Source organism: Pseudomonas sp. B611, assembly GCF_055407965.1.
The window spans coordinates 1-15,542 of record NZ_JBUZST010000001.1; the positions used below are offsets into that span (position 1 = coordinate 1).

Annotated in this window: 13 protein-coding genes, 1 rRNA gene and 1 pseudogene; 7 read left to right on the plus strand and 8 right to left on the minus strand. The window is 60.5% G+C overall.

The genetic code is table 11. The features are described from left to right. Nucleotides 1–177: 177 nt before the first annotated feature. From rrf to ACZRMO_RS00020, 4 genes are all read left to right on the plus strand, one after another. Nucleotides 178–293, plus strand: a 5S ribosomal RNA gene (gene rrf / locus ACZRMO_RS00005). Nucleotides 294–442: 149 nt separating this feature from the next. Further along, nucleotides 443–1,102, plus strand: coding sequence for a paraquat-inducible protein A (locus ACZRMO_RS00010; protein ID WP_026136821.1), 660 nt, complete (start codon nucleotides 443–445; stop codon nucleotides 1,100–1,102). Next, nucleotides 1,089–1,712, plus strand: coding sequence for a paraquat-inducible protein A (locus ACZRMO_RS00015; protein WP_124529473.1), 624 nt, complete (start codon nucleotides 1,089–1,091; stop codon nucleotides 1,710–1,712). The genes ACZRMO_RS00010 and ACZRMO_RS00015 overlap by 14 nt, the downstream gene beginning before the upstream one ends. Beyond that, entirely contained in the window at nucleotides 1,705–4,008 is a 2,304-nt protein-coding gene (locus ACZRMO_RS00020; protein ID WP_463971494.1) for a PqiB family protein, read from the plus strand. The genes ACZRMO_RS00015 and ACZRMO_RS00020 overlap by 8 nt, the downstream gene beginning before the upstream one ends. 168 nt (nucleotides 4,009–4,176) lie before the next feature. On the opposite strand, the gene mksF is transcribed toward ACZRMO_RS00020, so the two are convergent. The 3 genes from mksF to mksB are packed head-to-tail and all read right to left on the minus strand — an operon-like array spanning nucleotide 4,177 to nucleotide 8,988. Next, a complete protein-coding gene (gene mksF / locus ACZRMO_RS00025) occupies nucleotides 4,177–7,017 on the minus strand; it encodes an Mks condensin complex protein MksF (protein WP_124529469.1) in 2,841 nt (946 codons plus the stop codon). Then, nucleotides 7,014–7,721: an Mks condensin complex protein MksE gene (gene mksE / locus ACZRMO_RS00030; RefSeq protein WP_017529960.1), complete on the minus strand. Its 708-nt coding sequence runs from the start codon at nucleotides 7,719–7,721 to the stop codon at nucleotides 7,014–7,016. Before mksE ends, mksF begins: the two co-directional genes overlap by 4 nt. After that, nucleotides 7,711–8,988: an Mks condensin complex protein MksB gene (mksB, locus tag ACZRMO_RS00035; protein ID WP_124529477.1), complete on the minus strand. Its 1,278-nt coding sequence runs from the start codon at nucleotides 8,986–8,988 to the stop codon at nucleotides 7,711–7,713. Before mksB ends, mksE begins: the two co-directional genes overlap by 11 nt. A gap of 187 nt (nucleotides 8,989–9,175) precedes the next feature. On the opposite strand from mksB, the gene ACZRMO_RS00040 reads away from it, so the two are divergent. Together ACZRMO_RS00040 and rimI are read left to right on the plus strand one after the other, a co-directional pair. Further along, nucleotides 9,176–9,922 (plus strand): energy transducer TonB, encoded by a 747-nt coding sequence (locus ACZRMO_RS00040; RefSeq protein ID WP_463972107.1) that lies wholly within the window; start codon nucleotides 9,176–9,178, stop codon nucleotides 9,920–9,922. Next, on the plus strand, nucleotides 9,915–10,367 hold the full coding sequence (gene rimI / locus ACZRMO_RS00045) for a ribosomal protein S18-alanine N-acetyltransferase (RefSeq protein WP_017737118.1): 453 nt from the start codon (nucleotides 9,915–9,917) through the stop codon (nucleotides 10,365–10,367). Before ACZRMO_RS00040 ends, rimI begins: the two co-directional genes overlap by 8 nt. A gap of 149 nt (nucleotides 10,368–10,516) precedes the next feature. Here the strand turns inward: rimI and ACZRMO_RS00050 are convergent. Next, nucleotides 10,517–10,642, minus strand: a pseudogene (locus ACZRMO_RS00050) (serine kinase/phosphatase); the annotation flags it as partial. Nucleotides 10,643–10,814: 172 nt separating this feature from the next. Between ACZRMO_RS00050 and can the strand changes: the two are divergent. Next, nucleotides 10,815–11,459 carry a carbonate dehydratase gene (gene can, locus ACZRMO_RS00055; RefSeq protein ID WP_003188288.1) on the plus strand — a complete coding sequence of 215 codons (645 nt, stop codon included), beginning with the start codon at nucleotides 10,815–10,817 and terminating at the stop codon, nucleotides 11,457–11,459. Here can and ACZRMO_RS00060 read toward each other — a convergent pair. The 4 genes from ACZRMO_RS00060 to ACZRMO_RS00075 form a co-directional block, all read right to left on the minus strand. Continuing rightward, a complete protein-coding gene (locus ACZRMO_RS00060; protein WP_463971495.1) occupies nucleotides 11,456–11,962 on the minus strand; it encodes an SET domain-containing protein in 507 nt (168 codons plus the stop codon). The two genes, can and ACZRMO_RS00060, sit on opposite strands and share 4 nt — an antisense overlap. A 145-nt stretch (nucleotides 11,963–12,107) precedes the next feature. Further along, a complete protein-coding gene (locus ACZRMO_RS00065; protein ID WP_463971496.1) occupies nucleotides 12,108–13,256 on the minus strand; it encodes a hypothetical protein in 1,149 nt (382 codons plus the stop codon). A 101-nt stretch (nucleotides 13,257–13,357) separates the two neighbouring features. After that, nucleotides 13,358–15,058, minus strand: coding sequence for an acid phosphatase (acpA, locus tag ACZRMO_RS00070; RefSeq protein ID WP_463971497.1), 1,701 nt, complete (start codon nucleotides 15,056–15,058; stop codon nucleotides 13,358–13,360). Nucleotides 15,059–15,150: 92 nt separating this feature from the next. Beyond that, nucleotides 15,151–15,471: a hypothetical protein gene (locus ACZRMO_RS00075; protein ID WP_463971498.1), complete on the minus strand. Its 321-nt coding sequence runs from the start codon at nucleotides 15,469–15,471 to the stop codon at nucleotides 15,151–15,153. Nucleotides 15,472–15,542: the final 71 nt, after the last annotated feature.

Genomic DNA, 15,542 nt, shown 5'->3' on the forward strand with positions numbered 1-15,542 from the left:
CTTGACCATATAACACCCAAGCAATTTGCATGCTTCGAGCTGAAAAGCGAAAGAGCACCAGATTGCGGTGTGTGAAGACGATAGAACCGAAAGTTCGATCTCACAAAACACCGAAAGCTGTCACATACCCAATTTGCTGAAGCGAGACCAACTGGTCACGACTCAGTACCCGAATTTCTTGACGACCATAGAGCATTGGAACCACCTGATCCCATCCCGAACTCAGCAGTGAAACGATGCATCGCCGATGGTAGTGTGGGGTTTCCCCATGTGAGAGTAGGTCATCGTCAAGATTAAATTCCGAAACCCCATTTGCGAAAGCAGATGGGGTTTTGTTTTGGGCGCGAGAAAAGCAAAACAAGCACCGACAAATTTGCACAGTTATTTCTGAACCAGACCACTAGAATAGGCACCTAACCTTTTTAGAGTCCGAGCCCTATTTATGCCCGATCCGGTTGATACCCCCGAGGTATCGGATTTACCACTGGACGACCTGGTGGCATGCCATGAGTGCGACTTGCTGATGCGCAAACCAGCGCTCGCCCTTGGCGAAAAAGCCCAATGCCCACGTTGCGGTTACGAGCTGTACGCTCACCGCCACAATGTCGTTGAGCGCAGCCTCGCCTTGGTTATCGCTGCGTTACTGCTGTATATCCCCGCGAACTTTTTGCCCATCATGCAGCTCAATCTACTTGGGCAGTCCTCGGAGGACACCGTGTGGAGTGGCGTCGTCGCCCTGTTCAATACGGGTATGCAGGGCGTTGCGGTGGTGGTGTTCCTGTGCAGCATGGGCATTCCCCTGCTCAAGCTGCTCTGCCAATTGGCGGTCCTGCTCAGCATTCGCTGGAACATCGGGCGCAGCTACGGGCTGCTGCTCTACCGTATCTACCACCACATGAAAGACTGGGGCATGTTGGAGGTCTACCTGATGGGCGTCCTGGTGGCGATCGTAAAACTCGCCGACATGGCCTCTATCACCATCGGCCTGGGCCTGGTCTGTTTTGTCAGCCTATTAATGGTTCAGGTCCTGCTTGAGGTGGTGATGTCGCCGCACCAGATCTGGCAAGCACTGTCAGGAGAGGATGAACATGCGGGCGATTGATGCTGGCATTCTGATTTGTACCGAATGCCATGAGTTGAACAAGCAAGAGCCGGATACCGACGAGCAAACCTGCACCCGTTGCGGCGCGCTGGTCCATGCCCGACGTCCCAACAGCCTCACCCGGACCTGGGCATTGCTGATCACGGCAGCCATTCTGTATATCCCGGCCAACCTTTTGCCCATCATGACGATCAACTCCCTCGGGCAGGGTGCCCCCAGCACTATCATGGCCGGCGTGATTGAATTGGTGCAGCACGGCATGTTCCCCATCGCCGCCGTGGTGTTTATTGCCAGTATTCTGGTGCCAACCTTCAAGCTTGTTGGCATTGGTCTGCTACTGTTCTCCGTGCAGCGCCATCAGCCGTTGTCCGCACAACAGCGTATCGTCATGTACCGCTTTATCGAATTCATTGGCCGCTGGTCCATGTTGGATATTTTCGTGATCGCCATCCTGGTGGCGGTTGTAAACTTCGGGCGACTTGCCAGTGTCGAGGCCAATCTCGGCGCTGCGGCGTTCGCCAGTGTGGTGATCTTGACGATGCTTGCCGCAGTAACTTTTGATCCCCGACTGATTTGGGATAACACGGAGTCGGACGACGACCATGAGTGATTTGCCAAAAGCTAAAACCCGCCCGGCCTCTAACTGGTCGGCCATCTGGGTGTTACCCCTGATTGCCCTGATCATCGGCGGCTGGTTGGGATGGCGCGCCTATACCCAGCAGGGTATCGATATCCAAGTGCGCTTCGAAAGCGGCGAAGGTATCCAGGTCAACAAGACCGAAGTGGTCTACAAAGGCATGACGGTGGGCAAGGTCAAGGCCTTGGCCCTGGACGACGAAGGCAGTAATCGCGGGGTGATCGCCACCATCGAGATGAACAAGGACGTCGACCAGTACCTCAAGACCAACACGCGCTTCTGGCTGGTCAAGCCCAGCGTCAGCCTGGCCGGCATCACCGGCCTGGAAACCCTGGTCTCGGGTAACTACATCGCCGCCAGCCCCGGTGATGGCGAACCCACGCGCAAGTTCAAGGCGCTCTCCGAAGAGCCGCCCTTGTCCGACGCCAAGCCCGGCCTGCACCTGACCGTCAAGGCTGACCGCCTCGGCTCGCTCAACCGCGGCAGCCCGGTGTTCTACAAGCAGATCCAGGTCGGCCAGGTCAAAAGCTACCTGCTCTCCGAAGACCAGAGTACCGTTGAGATCAAGGTCTACATCGAACCGACCTACGCCAACCTGGTGCGCAAACACACACGTTTCTGGAACGCCAGCGGCATCAGCATCGACGCGAACCTCTCCGGCGTGAAGGTGCGCAGCGAATCCCTCTCCAGCATTGTCGCCGGCGGCATCGCCTTCGCCACGCCAGAGAACCGCAAAGACAGCCCACCGACGGACCCAAGCCTGCCCTTCCGCCTGTACGAAGATTTCGACGCGGCCGCAGCCGGCATCAAGGTCAAGGTCAAGCTCACCGACTTCGAAGGCCTACAGGCTGGCCGCACGCCGGTGATGTACAAAGGCATCCAGGTCGGCAGCCTGAAAACCCTGAAGATCGACCCCTCCCTGTCCAGCGCCAACGCCGAGCTGACCCTCGACCCGCTGGCCGAAGACTACCTGGTGCAGGACACCCAGTTCTGGGTGGTCAAGCCATCGATCTCCCTCGCCGGTATCACCGGGCTTGAGGCCTTGGTCAAAGGCAACTACATCGCTATCCGTCCCGGCGACAAAGGCAGCGCCCCCCAGCGCGAATTCGTCGCCCGCGCCAAGGCACCACCGCTGGACCTGCGCTCACCGGGCCTGCACATGGTGTTGTTCACCGACAATCTCGGCTCGCTGGATGTCGGCAGCCCGATTCTCTACAAACAGGTCAAGGTCGGTTCGGTGCAGAGCTACCAGTTCTCGCGCAAGAACAAGCAACTGGTGATCGGCGTCCACATCGAGAAGGAATACGAGAACCTGGTCAACGGCTCCACGCGTTTCTGGAATGCCAGCGGCGTCACCCTGACCGGCGGCCTCACCGGCGGCATCCAGGTCAAGAGTGAATCCCTGGCCAGCCTGATGGCCGGCGGTATCGCCTTCGAAACCCCTGAGCCGAACGTGCCGTTGAAAAAACGCATCCCGCGCTTCCGCCTGTTCACCGACCGCGAGGCGGCCAACCAGCACGGCACCTTGGTGACCATCAAGGTCGATCGCGCCGACGGCATGCGCCCGGGCACACCGGTACGCTTCAAAGGCCTGGATGTGGGCAAGATCGAAAGCGTCGATCTCAGCGCAGACATGCAGTCGGTGTTGCTCAGCGCGCGCATTACCCAAGTGGCGGACCGCATTGCTCGCGTGGGCAGCCAGTTCTGGGTGGTCAAGCCTGAGCTGGGCCTGATGAAAACCTCGAACCTGGAAACCCTGGTCACCGGCCAGTACATCGAAGTGCAGCCCGCGGTGAAAAACGCCGGCCCGCAAAAGAGCTTCGTAGCGCTGGATGAACCGCCGAAAGCCGTTCACCAGGAGGAAGGCCTGAGCCTCACCCTCAGCGCCGCACGCCGTGGCTCGTTGAAGGAAGGCGTACCCGTGACTTACCGCGAAGTCACCGTGGGCAAAGTCACCGGTTACGAGCTGGGCCAGACCGCTGACCGCGTGCTGATTCACATTCTGATCGAACCTAAATACGCTCCGCTGGTACGCAGCGGCAGCCGCTTCTGGAACACCAGTGGCTTTGGTCTCGACTTCGGCCTGTTCAAAGGGGCGACGGTGCGTACTGAGTCCTTGGAGACGCTGGTCGCGGGTGGCATTGCCTTCGCTACGCCAGATGGCGATCGTATGGGCAATGCCGCACTTGCGAAGCAAACCTTCCCGCTGTTCGACAAGTTTGAGGATGAGTGGCTGACCTGGGCGCCTAAGATTCCGCTCGGCAAGTAGACCGAGGCGCGCCTTTCGCGAGCAAGCCCGCTCCCACATTCGATTGCATTCCAAAGGATGTACTCGGTCAAATGTGGGAGCGGGCTTGCCCGCGATGAGGCCCGAACAGGCAACAAAAAAGGCCCCTGGATTCACACCCAGGGGCCTTTTTCATTTCAGTCCAACCAATCAGACCTCATCCAACTCCGGCTCATCCGCCTGCACATTCACCGTCGCCTTCACCACATCGTGACGACGGATGTACTTCCAATCCGCCTCATCGATATAGATCCCATTCGGCCCGCTGCCACCTTCCAGGTCAATCGCCACCTGGGCGGAAACCTGCGGCTTCACGCTGGCCAGAATCGGCACAAAGCCCAGTTGCAAGCTGGTTTCCAGCAACGCCGCCTGGTTCTTCTCGTCGATGTCCGCTGCCTCATCGAGGTAGTACGGCAAACGCACACGTCCGGCCTGATCGCGGTCCATCAAGTGCAGCAACAAGTACATGTTGGTCAGCGCCTTGATGGTCATGGTGGTGCCGTTGGACGCGGCGCCGTCGATGTCGGTGTGAATCACCGGCTGGCCATGCACCTTGGTGATCTCGAACGCCAATTCGAACAAATCCTTGAGGCCCAACTGGTTATGGTTGGCAGCCACCAGGCGGGCCAGGTACTCCTTGGCCTCTTCGTTCTTGTTGTCCTGCTCGGCGCTCTGGCTCAGGTCGAACACCGACAGGGTTTCGCCTTCTTCATACTGACCGGCGCTGTGGATGATCTGGTCGATATGCTTGAGGGCTTCCTTGTTCGGCGCCAGCACGATGCGGAAGCTTTGCAGGTTGGAGACCTGGCGCTTGTTGATCTCGCGGTTGAACAGCGCCAGTTGATGCTCAAGGCTGTCGTAGTCGCTGCGGATATTGCGCAAGGTCCGCGCGATATCGGTGACCGCCGCGCGGCGTGCCTTGCCCAGGGTCAGCGCTTCATCGGTGCGGTGCGCATACGCGTTGATCAGCAGTTGCAGGCGACGCTCAACGTCATCCTCGCTGTCGAACTTGGCCACGCCCTTGAGGCGCACCTGGGCATACAGCGCCTCGATCTGCCCATCAGCGCGCAGCAAGCCTTGCCAGCTGTCCTGATAGTCATTGAGCAGCGGCAACAGGTTGTCCATGGAGTCGTCGACCGGGTCCATGAACGGCGTGCCGAACGGCAAGTCTGCCGGCAGCAACTGGCGACGGCGCAACGCGTCATCCAGCGTGCGTTGCTTGGCTTCCATATCGCCGATCTGGCGGCCCACCAGTTGCAGCTTGGCCGACAGCTGCTGGACGCGCTCGGTAAATGCATCGCTGGAACGCTTCAATTCGTCCTGCGCTGCTTCCATCTGCGCGAGGTTTTCCAGCTTCTCGCCTTCTTCGGCGCTGAGGGTTTGCGCCCGGCGGAAATCTTCCAGGGCCTTTTGCGCGTCCAGTACCTGCTGGTACAGCGCTTCGGTCTGGGTCTTGCTCGCCGCACGGTCAGACGCTACAGCCTGCTGGGTCTTGAGTTGCTTGAGTTCTTTTTCCAGACGCTCTTTCTGGTCGCGCAACGCGGCACGATCCGCCAGGGCCTGCAAGGCTGGCGGTTCGATGTGGGAGATGTCGATGGACAGCCCCGGCACTTCAAAACGCTCGCCCTTGAAGCCATCGAGGATCTGCTCCAGGGATTTGACCCACTGGCCGTCCTCATCCAGCGTGATGCCATGCTCGCCCAACGGCAGACTAAACAGCGAACTGTTGAACAGGCGCATCAGACGCTCGACATCCTGCTGCGAGAATTCTTCGCGCAGTTTGGCGTAGCTGTTGTTGTCCGCGTGGTCGAGCTGCTGCTTGACCGACTTCAAGCGTTTTTCCAGCTCGCGCAAGCGCTCGTCCAAATCCTCGGCACTGAACTGCCGCGACTGCGCCAAGGCGCCGGCGAGTTCATCGTGAGCGTCCTTGGCCGCTAGCAATTGCTGCTCCAGCACCTTCACATCATCGACCAGCGCAAAGCGATGCTTGAGCACCGACAGCTCGCCCAGCCAACGCTGGATGCCACTGATTTCCCGCTCCAGGCGCATCAGCTCCTGGGTGCCGCCGCGCTGGTCGTTCTGCAGCGCGTCCTGCTCGTTGCGGTAATGCTCGGCCTGGATGGTCAGTTCTTCCTTGCGCGCACTGGCGTAGTCCGACCAGGTGCCCAGCAACGAATCCAACAGCGGCGACAGGCGATGCAGCTTGCCGCGCAATACGTCGCGCAAACGCACGCCATTGGCCAGCGCTTCAACCAGCGGGCCGGCGGCGACCAGGGAGTTGTAGTCCTGCTCCATGCGTCGCACGTCGCGGAAGGCTTCTTCGCACGCCGCGATGTAATCCACGCTGCCGGAGCGCAGGCTGTGTTCGAACGCATCGAGGAACAGCTGCTTGAGCTTGGCCGCGGTGATTTCGCGCATGTGCAGCAGGTTGATAAACAGTGCGCGGAAGGTCTTCAGGCTCTGCTCGCTGGTAGAGCGCAGCGGGATCAGCGTCAGGTCCAGCGGGATCGACGTGTGGCCGCCCACCAGCAAACGGCGCAGTTCATCGGGCTTGAGTTCGTAGGCTTTCAGGCCTTCGCGCTCAAGGTTGGTGAACAGCTCTTTCTGCCGTAGGCAGGTGTCGTTCTTCTGGTAGTGCGCCAGGTCCAGCTTGCCGGCATAGGCAAAGAACTGGTGGCCGAAACCACCGCCCGGGCCGCGCCCGACCACGCCGATCACGTGCGGGCCGTGGGGCAGGGACACTTCCACGAGGATGTAGCTGGTGTCGCTGGCAAAGTAGAAGCGTCGGGATTGTTCCAGGGTGTACTTGCCGAAGCTCATGTCCGACATGCGCGCCAGGATCGGGAACTGCAAGGCGTTGATCGACGCGGATTTACCCAGGTTGTTTGCGCCATACACCGACAGCGGTTCTTCCAGCGGGAACAAACCCAGGCTGTAACCTGCGGTATTCAATAGGGCGAAGCGGCGGATGCCGTAGCGTTCCTTACTCATGCGTCGGTCTCCTGTTCTTCGGCAATGGCGCGGGCCAGGGCGTCTTCTTCGCTTTCTTCGGCGAAGTCGCTAAGGTCCAGCGGGTCATCGGTTTTCAGCAGTTTTTCATCGCTGTCTTCATCGATGATCACCGGCGCCGGCAGTGGCAACACGCTGTGCACGCTGGCCGCGAGGTCGCGGTCCTGCTGCACCGACAGGCATACATCAAGGAAGCGATGCATCGGCGGCAGGAAGCGATAGATACCGTTGTCTTCGCTGGCAAAACCCAGTTGGGTCATGCGGCGCATGATTTTTTCTTCGAGTTCTTCCTGGGTCTGCACTTCGGCCTGGATAAACAGGTCGCGGTACTTCTCCAGCAGCGACGGCAACTCGTCGCGGCCGAGGCTGCCACCGTCGAGCACCGCGATCGGGTCGCGGCCTTGATCCGCCAAGTGCTCAACAATGATGAACGTGAACAGTGCCAGGCGCTGCGCGGTCTTGTTCACCTGCGCGGCGGCCACGGCGGTGTCCGGCACGAAGTAGTAGAAACCGCGTGTGTCGCACACCAGTTCAAAGCCCAGGGCCTTGAACAGCGTGCGGTACTGGTCCTGGAAGTTCGACAATTGCGCGTACAGCTCCGGGTCGCGGCGGCTGACGTGGTAACCCTTGAACAGCTCGCGAAAGATCGGCGCCAGCTGGGACAGTTCGGATAGATCAAGATGCATGAGGTGTACTCGCAGATTGCTCGGCCGCATCAGCAGTGGCCGGGAGCAGGGCGAAGGAGCGCAGGCTGACCTGGTGCTCGGTGGTGTGGTAGTCGCGGCGTTCCAGGCGTTCGCGCTTGAAGCGTTTTTCGCGGGACAGCCGTGAGAACCAGTACAGCAATTCGTCGGTGGCGCCGTCCGGTTCCTGCTCCAGCAGCCAGGTCATCAGGTCTGGCATCGGCAGCGCGTCTTCGCAGCGTTCGAGCATTTCCTTGACCGTACGCGGTGCGCGCTGGGCTTCGCCTTTGTGGGATTTGTGCGCCTTGGGGAATTTTGCCGGTTTCGGCTCGAAATTCGCCAGGGCATACACATAGGCTTCTACTTGGCTGGCACTGCCGAGGAAGGTGCTTTGCGGACGGGTAAACATCGGCATCGCGGCCTGTGGTACCGCGTCCAGGCCTTTGCGGCGGATCGCCGACAGGGCCAGTGCCGCGCCACGGGTCACGGCGTTGTGCCGGCGCGCTTCTTCGCGCAGCGGCAACAGCAGCTCCCGCGCATGGCGCAAGGTTAGCTGGGCGCTGGTCTGCATTTCGAGGATGCGCGCGTGGGTGCGCAGCAGCATGTCGTCGTCCACCAGGTGGCCGAGGCGCTGTTGCTCGGTGAGCAGGCGCAGCAGCACGTTTTCCACCTTGCGCACGCCTTGCTCGAAGGCGCCGTCGGCGTTCACCAGCTGGATCATCGGTTCGACATATTCGTCCCAGGTCGCCAGGACCTCGGCATACCGCTGGCGCAACGGAATCTGCCGGTCGCTGGTCTTGGCGCGGTCGGCCACGGCAGCGAGGGCTTGTTCGTCGTTGGCGAGTTTTTTCAGCACGTCCCGCACGCGCATGTCCAGCAAGCGCAGTTGGCGGGCCAGGTCGTGGCCATCACGGATGTCGAAAGCGTCCTGGATATAACCTGCCAGGCGCTCAAGGTGGCGCAGGTAGGCTTCGATTTCCAGGCACAGGCCAAGCCGGTGCTCCTTGCGAAGATAAGCCAGGAAGTCATGGATCTGTGCATTGAGCTCGAAACGGTTCGGGCTCTTGGCGACAGGCACCAGGATGTCCAGGCGAATCCACACGTCCAACAGGCTGGTGATGTCCTGTGGCGTGCTGTCCAGTTGTTGGGCGGCCAGTTGCGCGCGCAGCTCGGCAAGGCTCAGGGTGCCTTGGTCGAAGTGTTCGCACAGTGGCTCAAGTAATGCCCAGTGTTCGGCGAGGGCGCGTAGTACGCGCTTGGGTTCGATCATGGGAATGGCCGGCTGGTTGGCGATGAAAAGTCGCGATTGTACTGCATCAGGCACGGGATTTATCCACAGCCGGTCAGTACGCAGTGGGCGATTGTTGCCGAACAACGGTAGAATCCCCGCTCTTTACTTATCCACAAGTGGCCGAGCTGTGCTTATCGAGTCCCGACGTCGCGCTTACTTGACCGCCATGCAGGTGGTCAACTGGCTGCCCCGCACCGAACTGCCGTTTGCCGCTCCCTCGCGGCCCGAGCTGTTGCAGGCGCTTGAGCCCTATGAGGCGTTCGAGTCGTCGGGCGAGGAAGCGGCCGCGCCGGTGGCCGTGATCAAGCCTGACGCACCGGTACGCCCCGTTGTAGAACGGGCCAAGGTCGAAGTGCCGCGCCCGTCGCCGGTGACCAAGACCGCCAAGGTGGCCGAAGAGGCTGCCCCGGTGGCCAAGGCGCCGGTGGTGCCGCCACCGCGTTTCGCCCTGCAATTGCTGCGGGCCGGGCGCTGCCTGCTGCTGGTGGAGTTGCCCACCGGCGAACGTTTCCAGACCCGCGACCCGGCCTACATGCTGCTCAAGGACATGCTGCGCGCCGCCGGCCTGCCCGACAGCCCACAGATCGTCGGCGACCCCGTACGCTGGCCGTTGCTGGTGCGCGGCAACATGGACCAGGGCCCGGACGCTGCGCGGGATTTTGTGCAAGGTTTTGTGTCTGCGCGTTTGGAAGACGAACCCTGCGTGTGCCTGTGGCTGATCGGCCTGCCCGCCGTGCGTTTTGCCGGCGAAGCCAATGCCGAAGCCTGGTACCGCGAGCTGCAGGTCGAAGGCCTGGGCTCGGTATGGGCCCTGCCGGGCCTGGAATTATTAATGGAAGAGCCACAGCGTAAGGCTGATGTCTGGCAAGCCATGCGCCGGCTGATGGCGCGCTGGAAAACAACCGATGAGTGAGGCTTTAACCTTCCGCCCGATGACCGAGGCCGACCTCGACGCCGTGCTGAAAATCGAATACGCGGCGTTCAGCCACCCTTGGACCCGTGGGATTTTTCTCGACGGGCTGGGTAAATACCAGATCTGGTTGATGTTCGAAGGCGAGCAGCAGGTGGGGCATGGTGTGGTGCAGATCATCCTCGATGAGGCGCATTTGCTGAACATTACCGTCAAACCGGAAAACCAGGGCCGCGGGCTGGGGTTGGCGTTGTTGGAACATCTGATGTCCCGGGCGTATGCGGCCAGTGCGCGGGAGTGCTTTTTGGAAGTGCGCGACAGCAACACGGGCGCGTTTCGCCTGTATGAGCGCTACGGTTTCAACGAGATTGGCCGTCGCCGTGACTACTACCCCGCCGTGGGTGGCCGTGAAGACGCAGTCGTCATGGCTTGCACCCTGGTCGACTAAACCCACAATCCCTGTAAACACCGACCCCCTGTGGGAGCTGGCTTGCCTGCGATGGCATCGACTCGGTGTGCCCGATGTACCGAGTTGCCTGCATCGCAGGCAAGCCAGCTCCCACAGGGGGCCAGTTTTACCGGGGGGTGGTTGGTGTATCAGCGATTGCCGTCGACAGGTTTGCGATCTTCCTGTTCGGCCTCATCCAACCGATTCCCCGCGCCAACCTCATCCTCGTCGACAATGCTCAAGTCATAATCCGCCAGGTTGTGCTCATCGTCCTCAACAGGCTCCGGCGGGCGTCGTGATTCAGTCATGGCCTATCCTCATACTGTTGGGCTTACAGTGTGTGGACAGGCACAACGCCCCAAAGATTCAAGCTTATTTGCGCCAGGCGTGACCCGGACCGGCGGTTGTCAGTCACAAAACTGCGCATCATTCCTGAGGCTTTCCCTGATGAACGAACTACAAGACCTGCTTGATAACAACGAACGCTGGGCGGATGCGATCAAACAGGAAGATCCCGAATTCTTCGCCAAGCTGGCCCGCCAGCAAACCCCGGAATACCTGTGGATCGGTTGTTCCGACGCCCGCGTTCCGGCGAACGAGATTGTCGGCATGCTGCCGGGTGATCTGTTCGTACACCGCAACGTGGCCAACGTGGTGCTGCACACCGACCTGAATTGCCTGTCGGTGATCCAGTACGCGGTGGACGTGCTCAAGGTCAAACACATCCTCGTCACCGGCCACTATGGCTGTGGCGGCGTACGCGCCTCGATGCAGGACCGCCAGTTCGGCCTGATCGACGGCTGGCTGCGTACCATCCGTGACCTCTATTACGAAAACCGTGACGTGCTGGCGCAGTTGCCGACCGAAGAAGAGCGCGTGGACCGTATGTGCGAGTTGAACGTGATTCAACAGGTGGCGAACGTCGGTCACACCAGCATTGTGCAAAACGCCTGGCACCGTGGGCAGAGCCTGTCGATCCATGGCTGCATCTACGGCATCAAGGATGGCCGCTGGAAGAGCTTGAACACCACCATCAGTGGCTTCGAGCAATTGCCGCCGCAATACCGCCTGCGCCCGCTGGGTGAAGCTTAAGGCTGTTTGCGGTCGCGCAATTTGGCCATGAACGCCTGGCCAGCGGCGTTCAACGGCTCCTGGCTGCCGGTGATCCAGCGCCGGCAGCGCGATTCGTTGCATGTGCAGGCGAACTGTTCGCACAGCACCTCCTCGGTGCAGGCGCAATCTATCGTCAGCAGCTCGCCGGGCACGATGGGGCGCAGGGTCCAAAGCTCCAGGTAGGTTGAATCGAAAAACACGTTTGGGTTGCACGAATGCAGCATCAGGCCGCAGAACCAGCAGTCGTACAGATGAATGCGTGAAGACAGCTGCAAGGTATGTCGGCGCCGTTCGCCCACGGCCCAGCCGGAGACTCTGGCAAGACGCACGCGGCTGTCGAAGTGAACGCGTGCCTTGATGCCGTGTTGATCGACCTGGAACTGCCGGTTCGAGGGGTAGCCCTCTTCAACGGACAGCGACTTGAACGGGTAGAGGCAGGCAGGCGTGACGGTTTTAGCCTTTTCCATGGCTTGAGTTTTCATAACTCTCCTTGGTTTTGGCTGCATCGACCTGCGGGTGGTGGCTGACTACCAGTCTTGCAGCGGATGGGCGCGGCTCAAGACTCACTGAAGTTGAATCCGATTTCTACTGTCAATTCTGACAGTAGAAATCGTTTTTTTGTGCGGACTACAGCGCTGGAGCCGGGATCTTGAGCTGCTTGAGTTGAGCCTTGATCGCCGGCGTGGCGCACAGGGCGTTGGCTTTTTCTGGCGAGAATTCGCGCACCGAGGAGTAGAACAATTCACATGTCTGCTCCTTGCGCGTGACCTGCCAGGTGTTCATGCAGGCCTTGAGCAGCACATTCGGGTCGCTCGCCGGCTTCTGTCCCATCCCGGCCTGCCAGCAGGCGGCGCTCAAATCCTGGCCCATGACCTTCAAGCCAACCTCGTCGGCCTTCTGTTCATTGCCGTCATAGGTCGCCGGGTCGGCCGCATACCAGATGTAACTCGGGTGGTTGGCGCCCAGTACTGAAACGCTTTTGTCGGTCACCGGGCTGATTTGCGCCAGGCCCAGTACGCCCACGGTTTGCCCGTATTGCTGTTTCACCCAATTGCGCACTGGCGCGCCGAACGCCACCATCGGCAACGAGCCTTTGGAGTGAAGGCTCAGCTCCGCGACCATGCGCGTCTGGTAGTCGGTGAAGTAGCTGTAGACATTTTGCAGGTCTGCGCCCGCACTGGCCGGCGCAGCGATGGGCGCGATATCGATGATGGTCTGGTAGGCCGGGGTTTCGGTGGCCGGGATGCCGTTGTCGGTGAGCAGCGTGGCCCAGCGGTCGGTGGTTTTCGATTCCAGGTAGTCCTGGGCCTGGGTCAGTGAATAGTCCGGCGGGAAGTGCAGCAGCTCGATGCTCTTGCGGTTTTCCAGGGCCATCCCCAGCGGCAGGAACAAGTACCAGTTGTAGGCCCACTTGCCGTCACTGTTGAGCCGGCTGGCGCCTTGGTAAGCCAGGTCGGCGGTGGCGAGCAAGGCCGTCAGGGGCTGCCCATAACTGTCGGGCACGCCGCTGAAGGTCGCGGCAACCTGGCCGTCGTGGGTCTTCACGCTGACTTTGGCGCGGCTGTAGCCATCCCGTTGCAGGCTCTGGGTCAGATAATGCTCGGCCGTCTGCTCCAGCGACCAGGGCCGAAAGCAGATCACGTTGCAGTTATTGGGGAAGGCGAACAACTGGGTGACACGTTGCGTGCTGCCCAGTGGTACTTCGACGTCAGCCTGCACGACCGCACTGGCCATCAGTGCGGCCAGGGTGAAGGACAACCTGGTCGGTTTATACATAGTTGATTCCTAGTCAGCGAAAACCCACCTCCACACAGTAGCGGCTGACCAGGCATCACGCGTGCGAAATCGCCGGGCGTGTCGCTATTGGATAAGAAAACCTACACCTCGAACTGCAAGGCATTGCTCAGGTCACCCATGGGCTTCTGGCCACGGGCGATCATCGCGTCATCGCGCTGCTTGAGGCCGTCGAGGGTTTCCAGTTGGAACACGCGGGTGATCAAACGCAGGATCGACGCCGTGTCGTACACCGTATGGTCCACCGTGCCCTTGCGTGCAAACGGCGACACCACCAGCGCCGGAATCCGCGTGCCAGGGCCCCAGCGGTCGCCCTTGGGCGGTGCAACGTGGTCCCACCAGCCGCCGTTTTCATCCACGGTGACCACCACCACCATGTTTTTCCACTGCGGGCTTTCTTGCAGCACCTTCAAGGCGCGGGCGATATGGCGGTCACCCGAGGCCACGTCGGCGTAACCGGCGTGCATGTTCAGGTTGCCCTGAGGTTTGTAGAAGGTCACCGCAGGCAACTTGCCGGCCTGGGCATCGGCAAAAAACCTGTTGGTGCTCGACTCATCACCCAAGCCGCCATCGCGCAGGCGCTTGTCCCGTTCGGCACGGTTCTCCGGCCCCTGCTTTTTGAAATAGTTGAACGGCTGATGGTGATACTGGAAGTTCGGAATCTTCGGGATACCGCCCGAGTCCTTGAACTGGTCCAGCGTCGCTTGCCAGGCGCCGGCGTACCAGGCCCAGTCCACATTCTTTTTCGATAGTTTGTCGCCGATATGCTCGTGGGTTTGCGGTACCAGCACGTTGGGCAGGTCGGGCTTGGAGTAATCCGGGTTTTCCGGGTCACGGATCCAGGTCGGCCAATAGGGCGGGGCCAGGGTGTTCACACCGTAACCGTCCGGGGTCAGCGCGCTGGGGCCGAACTGCGGCGCGCCGGTCATGGCGCTGGCCGGGGATTTGTCCAAGGGTTTCAGGCGCGTGTCGGTCGGGTCATCGCTTTGCAGCGTGGCAATCTGCGCCTTGGCCACGGACTGCGTGGCGTTCGGATAAAACGGCGCGGTGGCGCTGATCAGGTACTGGTGGTTGAGGAACGAGCCACCAAAGGCGCCCTGGAAAAAGTTATCGCAGAGCACAAACTCCTTGGCCACATCCCATAGGCGCAGGGAATAACGACTCTGGGCGTAATAACCCATCACCAGCCCACCGGAATCGCCCCACGCGACAAAGCTATCGTTCTTGCCGCCGTTGATCTGCATCTGGTTCTGATAGAACACGTGCCACAAGTCGCGGGTGACCAGGCTCAAGGGCAGGTCTTCGGCGTTCGGGCCCTTGAGGGCGAACGGTGCGTTGGGCAGGTTTTGCTGGTATTGCACTTCGCTGGGGTACGTCACCCCGTCCACGCTTTGCGGCCCGACTTGCAACACACCGCCCCAGGCCGGGGGCAGGGTGGTCAGCAGGCTGCCGTCGCGGTCGCGTTGCTGAGCGTCGGCTGCGCTGAGTGCCGACAGCGGTTTCTCCACGCCGGGGAAGTCCGCAAACAGGTTGTTGAAACTGCGGTTCTCGGCATAGATCACCACCACGGTTTTCACCTGGTCGCGCAGGGCCTTGTCCAGCTCCTGGGCGGTGAGTGGGCGAGTCACCGGTTTGCCTGGTGCTTCGTTGGCGTTACCGCAGGCACTCAAGGTCGCCCCGACCCCCAGCACCGCCGCGCCTCCCAGGAAACGCCGGCGACTGCTGTCTACCGGCGCTTGATCTGCGGAATCAGAGGAGGGGCGGTCTTCGTGCTCATCGGTCATTGCGGGAGTCCCTGGCGAGATGTTGCAAGATATTTCGCAGGACGGTAGCAATGCAATGTGACGGAACGAAGACAGTGGTTTGGGTCAGGGGATTACAACATACGCAGTACCAGTTGGCTGCCTGCGCGCAAGTACTCCACCTGAGCCGTCATCGCGTCCTTGAGGATCGCCTCGCCGGTGTCGGTGAGCTTGGCCTTCTTTGCGTCGATGACGCAGGTCTGCAAGAGTTGCATCGCCACGTCCATTGCTTTTTGGAAGGCTGTCACGTTGTTATGCAGACCAAACTCTTTGATAACGGTCGCCATGCGGCGATCGGCGTCGTCTCGCAAGGTCCTGTACTCGGTAACCGAAACGTTGTCGTCCTTGTAAATATCGGTGATCAGATCTTCCAGTGATTTGGATAGGGGCGTCATCGGGTTTCCTCAGTGTGTTGTGGGGAGCAATCCGAGTCAGGTTAATCAAAGGCACTGGTGGCCGGAGTCAG

Excerpts from the sequence above, each read along its gene's own strand:
- ACZRMO_RS00010 (WP_026136821.1), top strand. The coding sequence starts at position 443 with ATGCCCGATCCGGTTGATACCCCCGAGGTATCGGATTTACCACTGGAC.
- ACZRMO_RS00015 (WP_124529473.1), top strand. The coding sequence starts at position 1,089 with ATGCGGGCGATTGATGCTGGCATTCTGATTTGTACCGAATGCCATGAG.
- ACZRMO_RS00020 (WP_463971494.1), top strand. The coding sequence starts at position 1,705 with ATGAGTGATTTGCCAAAAGCTAAAACCCGCCCGGCCTCTAACTGGTCG.
- mksF (WP_124529469.1), bottom strand. The coding sequence starts at position 7,017 with ATGAGTAAGGAACGCTACGGCATCCGCCGCTTCGCCCTATTGAATACC.
- mksE (WP_017529960.1), bottom strand. The coding sequence starts at position 7,721 with ATGCATCTTGATCTATCCGAACTGTCCCAGCTGGCGCCGATCTTTCGC.
- mksB (WP_124529477.1), bottom strand. The coding sequence starts at position 8,988 with ATGATCGAACCCAAGCGCGTACTACGCGCCCTCGCCGAACACTGGGCA.
- ACZRMO_RS00040 (WP_463972107.1), top strand. The coding sequence starts at position 9,176 with ATGCAGGTGGTCAACTGGCTGCCCCGCACCGAACTGCCGTTTGCCGCT.
- rimI (WP_017737118.1), top strand. The coding sequence starts at position 9,915 with ATGAGTGAGGCTTTAACCTTCCGCCCGATGACCGAGGCCGACCTCGAC.
- can (WP_003188288.1), top strand. The coding sequence starts at position 10,815 with ATGAACGAACTACAAGACCTGCTTGATAACAACGAACGCTGGGCGGAT.
- ACZRMO_RS00060 (WP_463971495.1), bottom strand. The coding sequence starts at position 11,962 with ATGAAAACTCAAGCCATGGAAAAGGCTAAAACCGTCACGCCTGCCTGC.
- ACZRMO_RS00065 (WP_463971496.1), bottom strand. The coding sequence starts at position 13,256 with ATGTATAAACCGACCAGGTTGTCCTTCACCCTGGCCGCACTGATGGCC.
- acpA (WP_463971497.1), bottom strand. The coding sequence starts at position 15,058 with ATGACCGATGAGCACGAAGACCGCCCCTCCTCTGATTCCGCAGATCAA.
- ACZRMO_RS00075 (WP_463971498.1), bottom strand. The coding sequence starts at position 15,471 with ATGACGCCCCTATCCAAATCACTGGAAGATCTGATCACCGATATTTAC.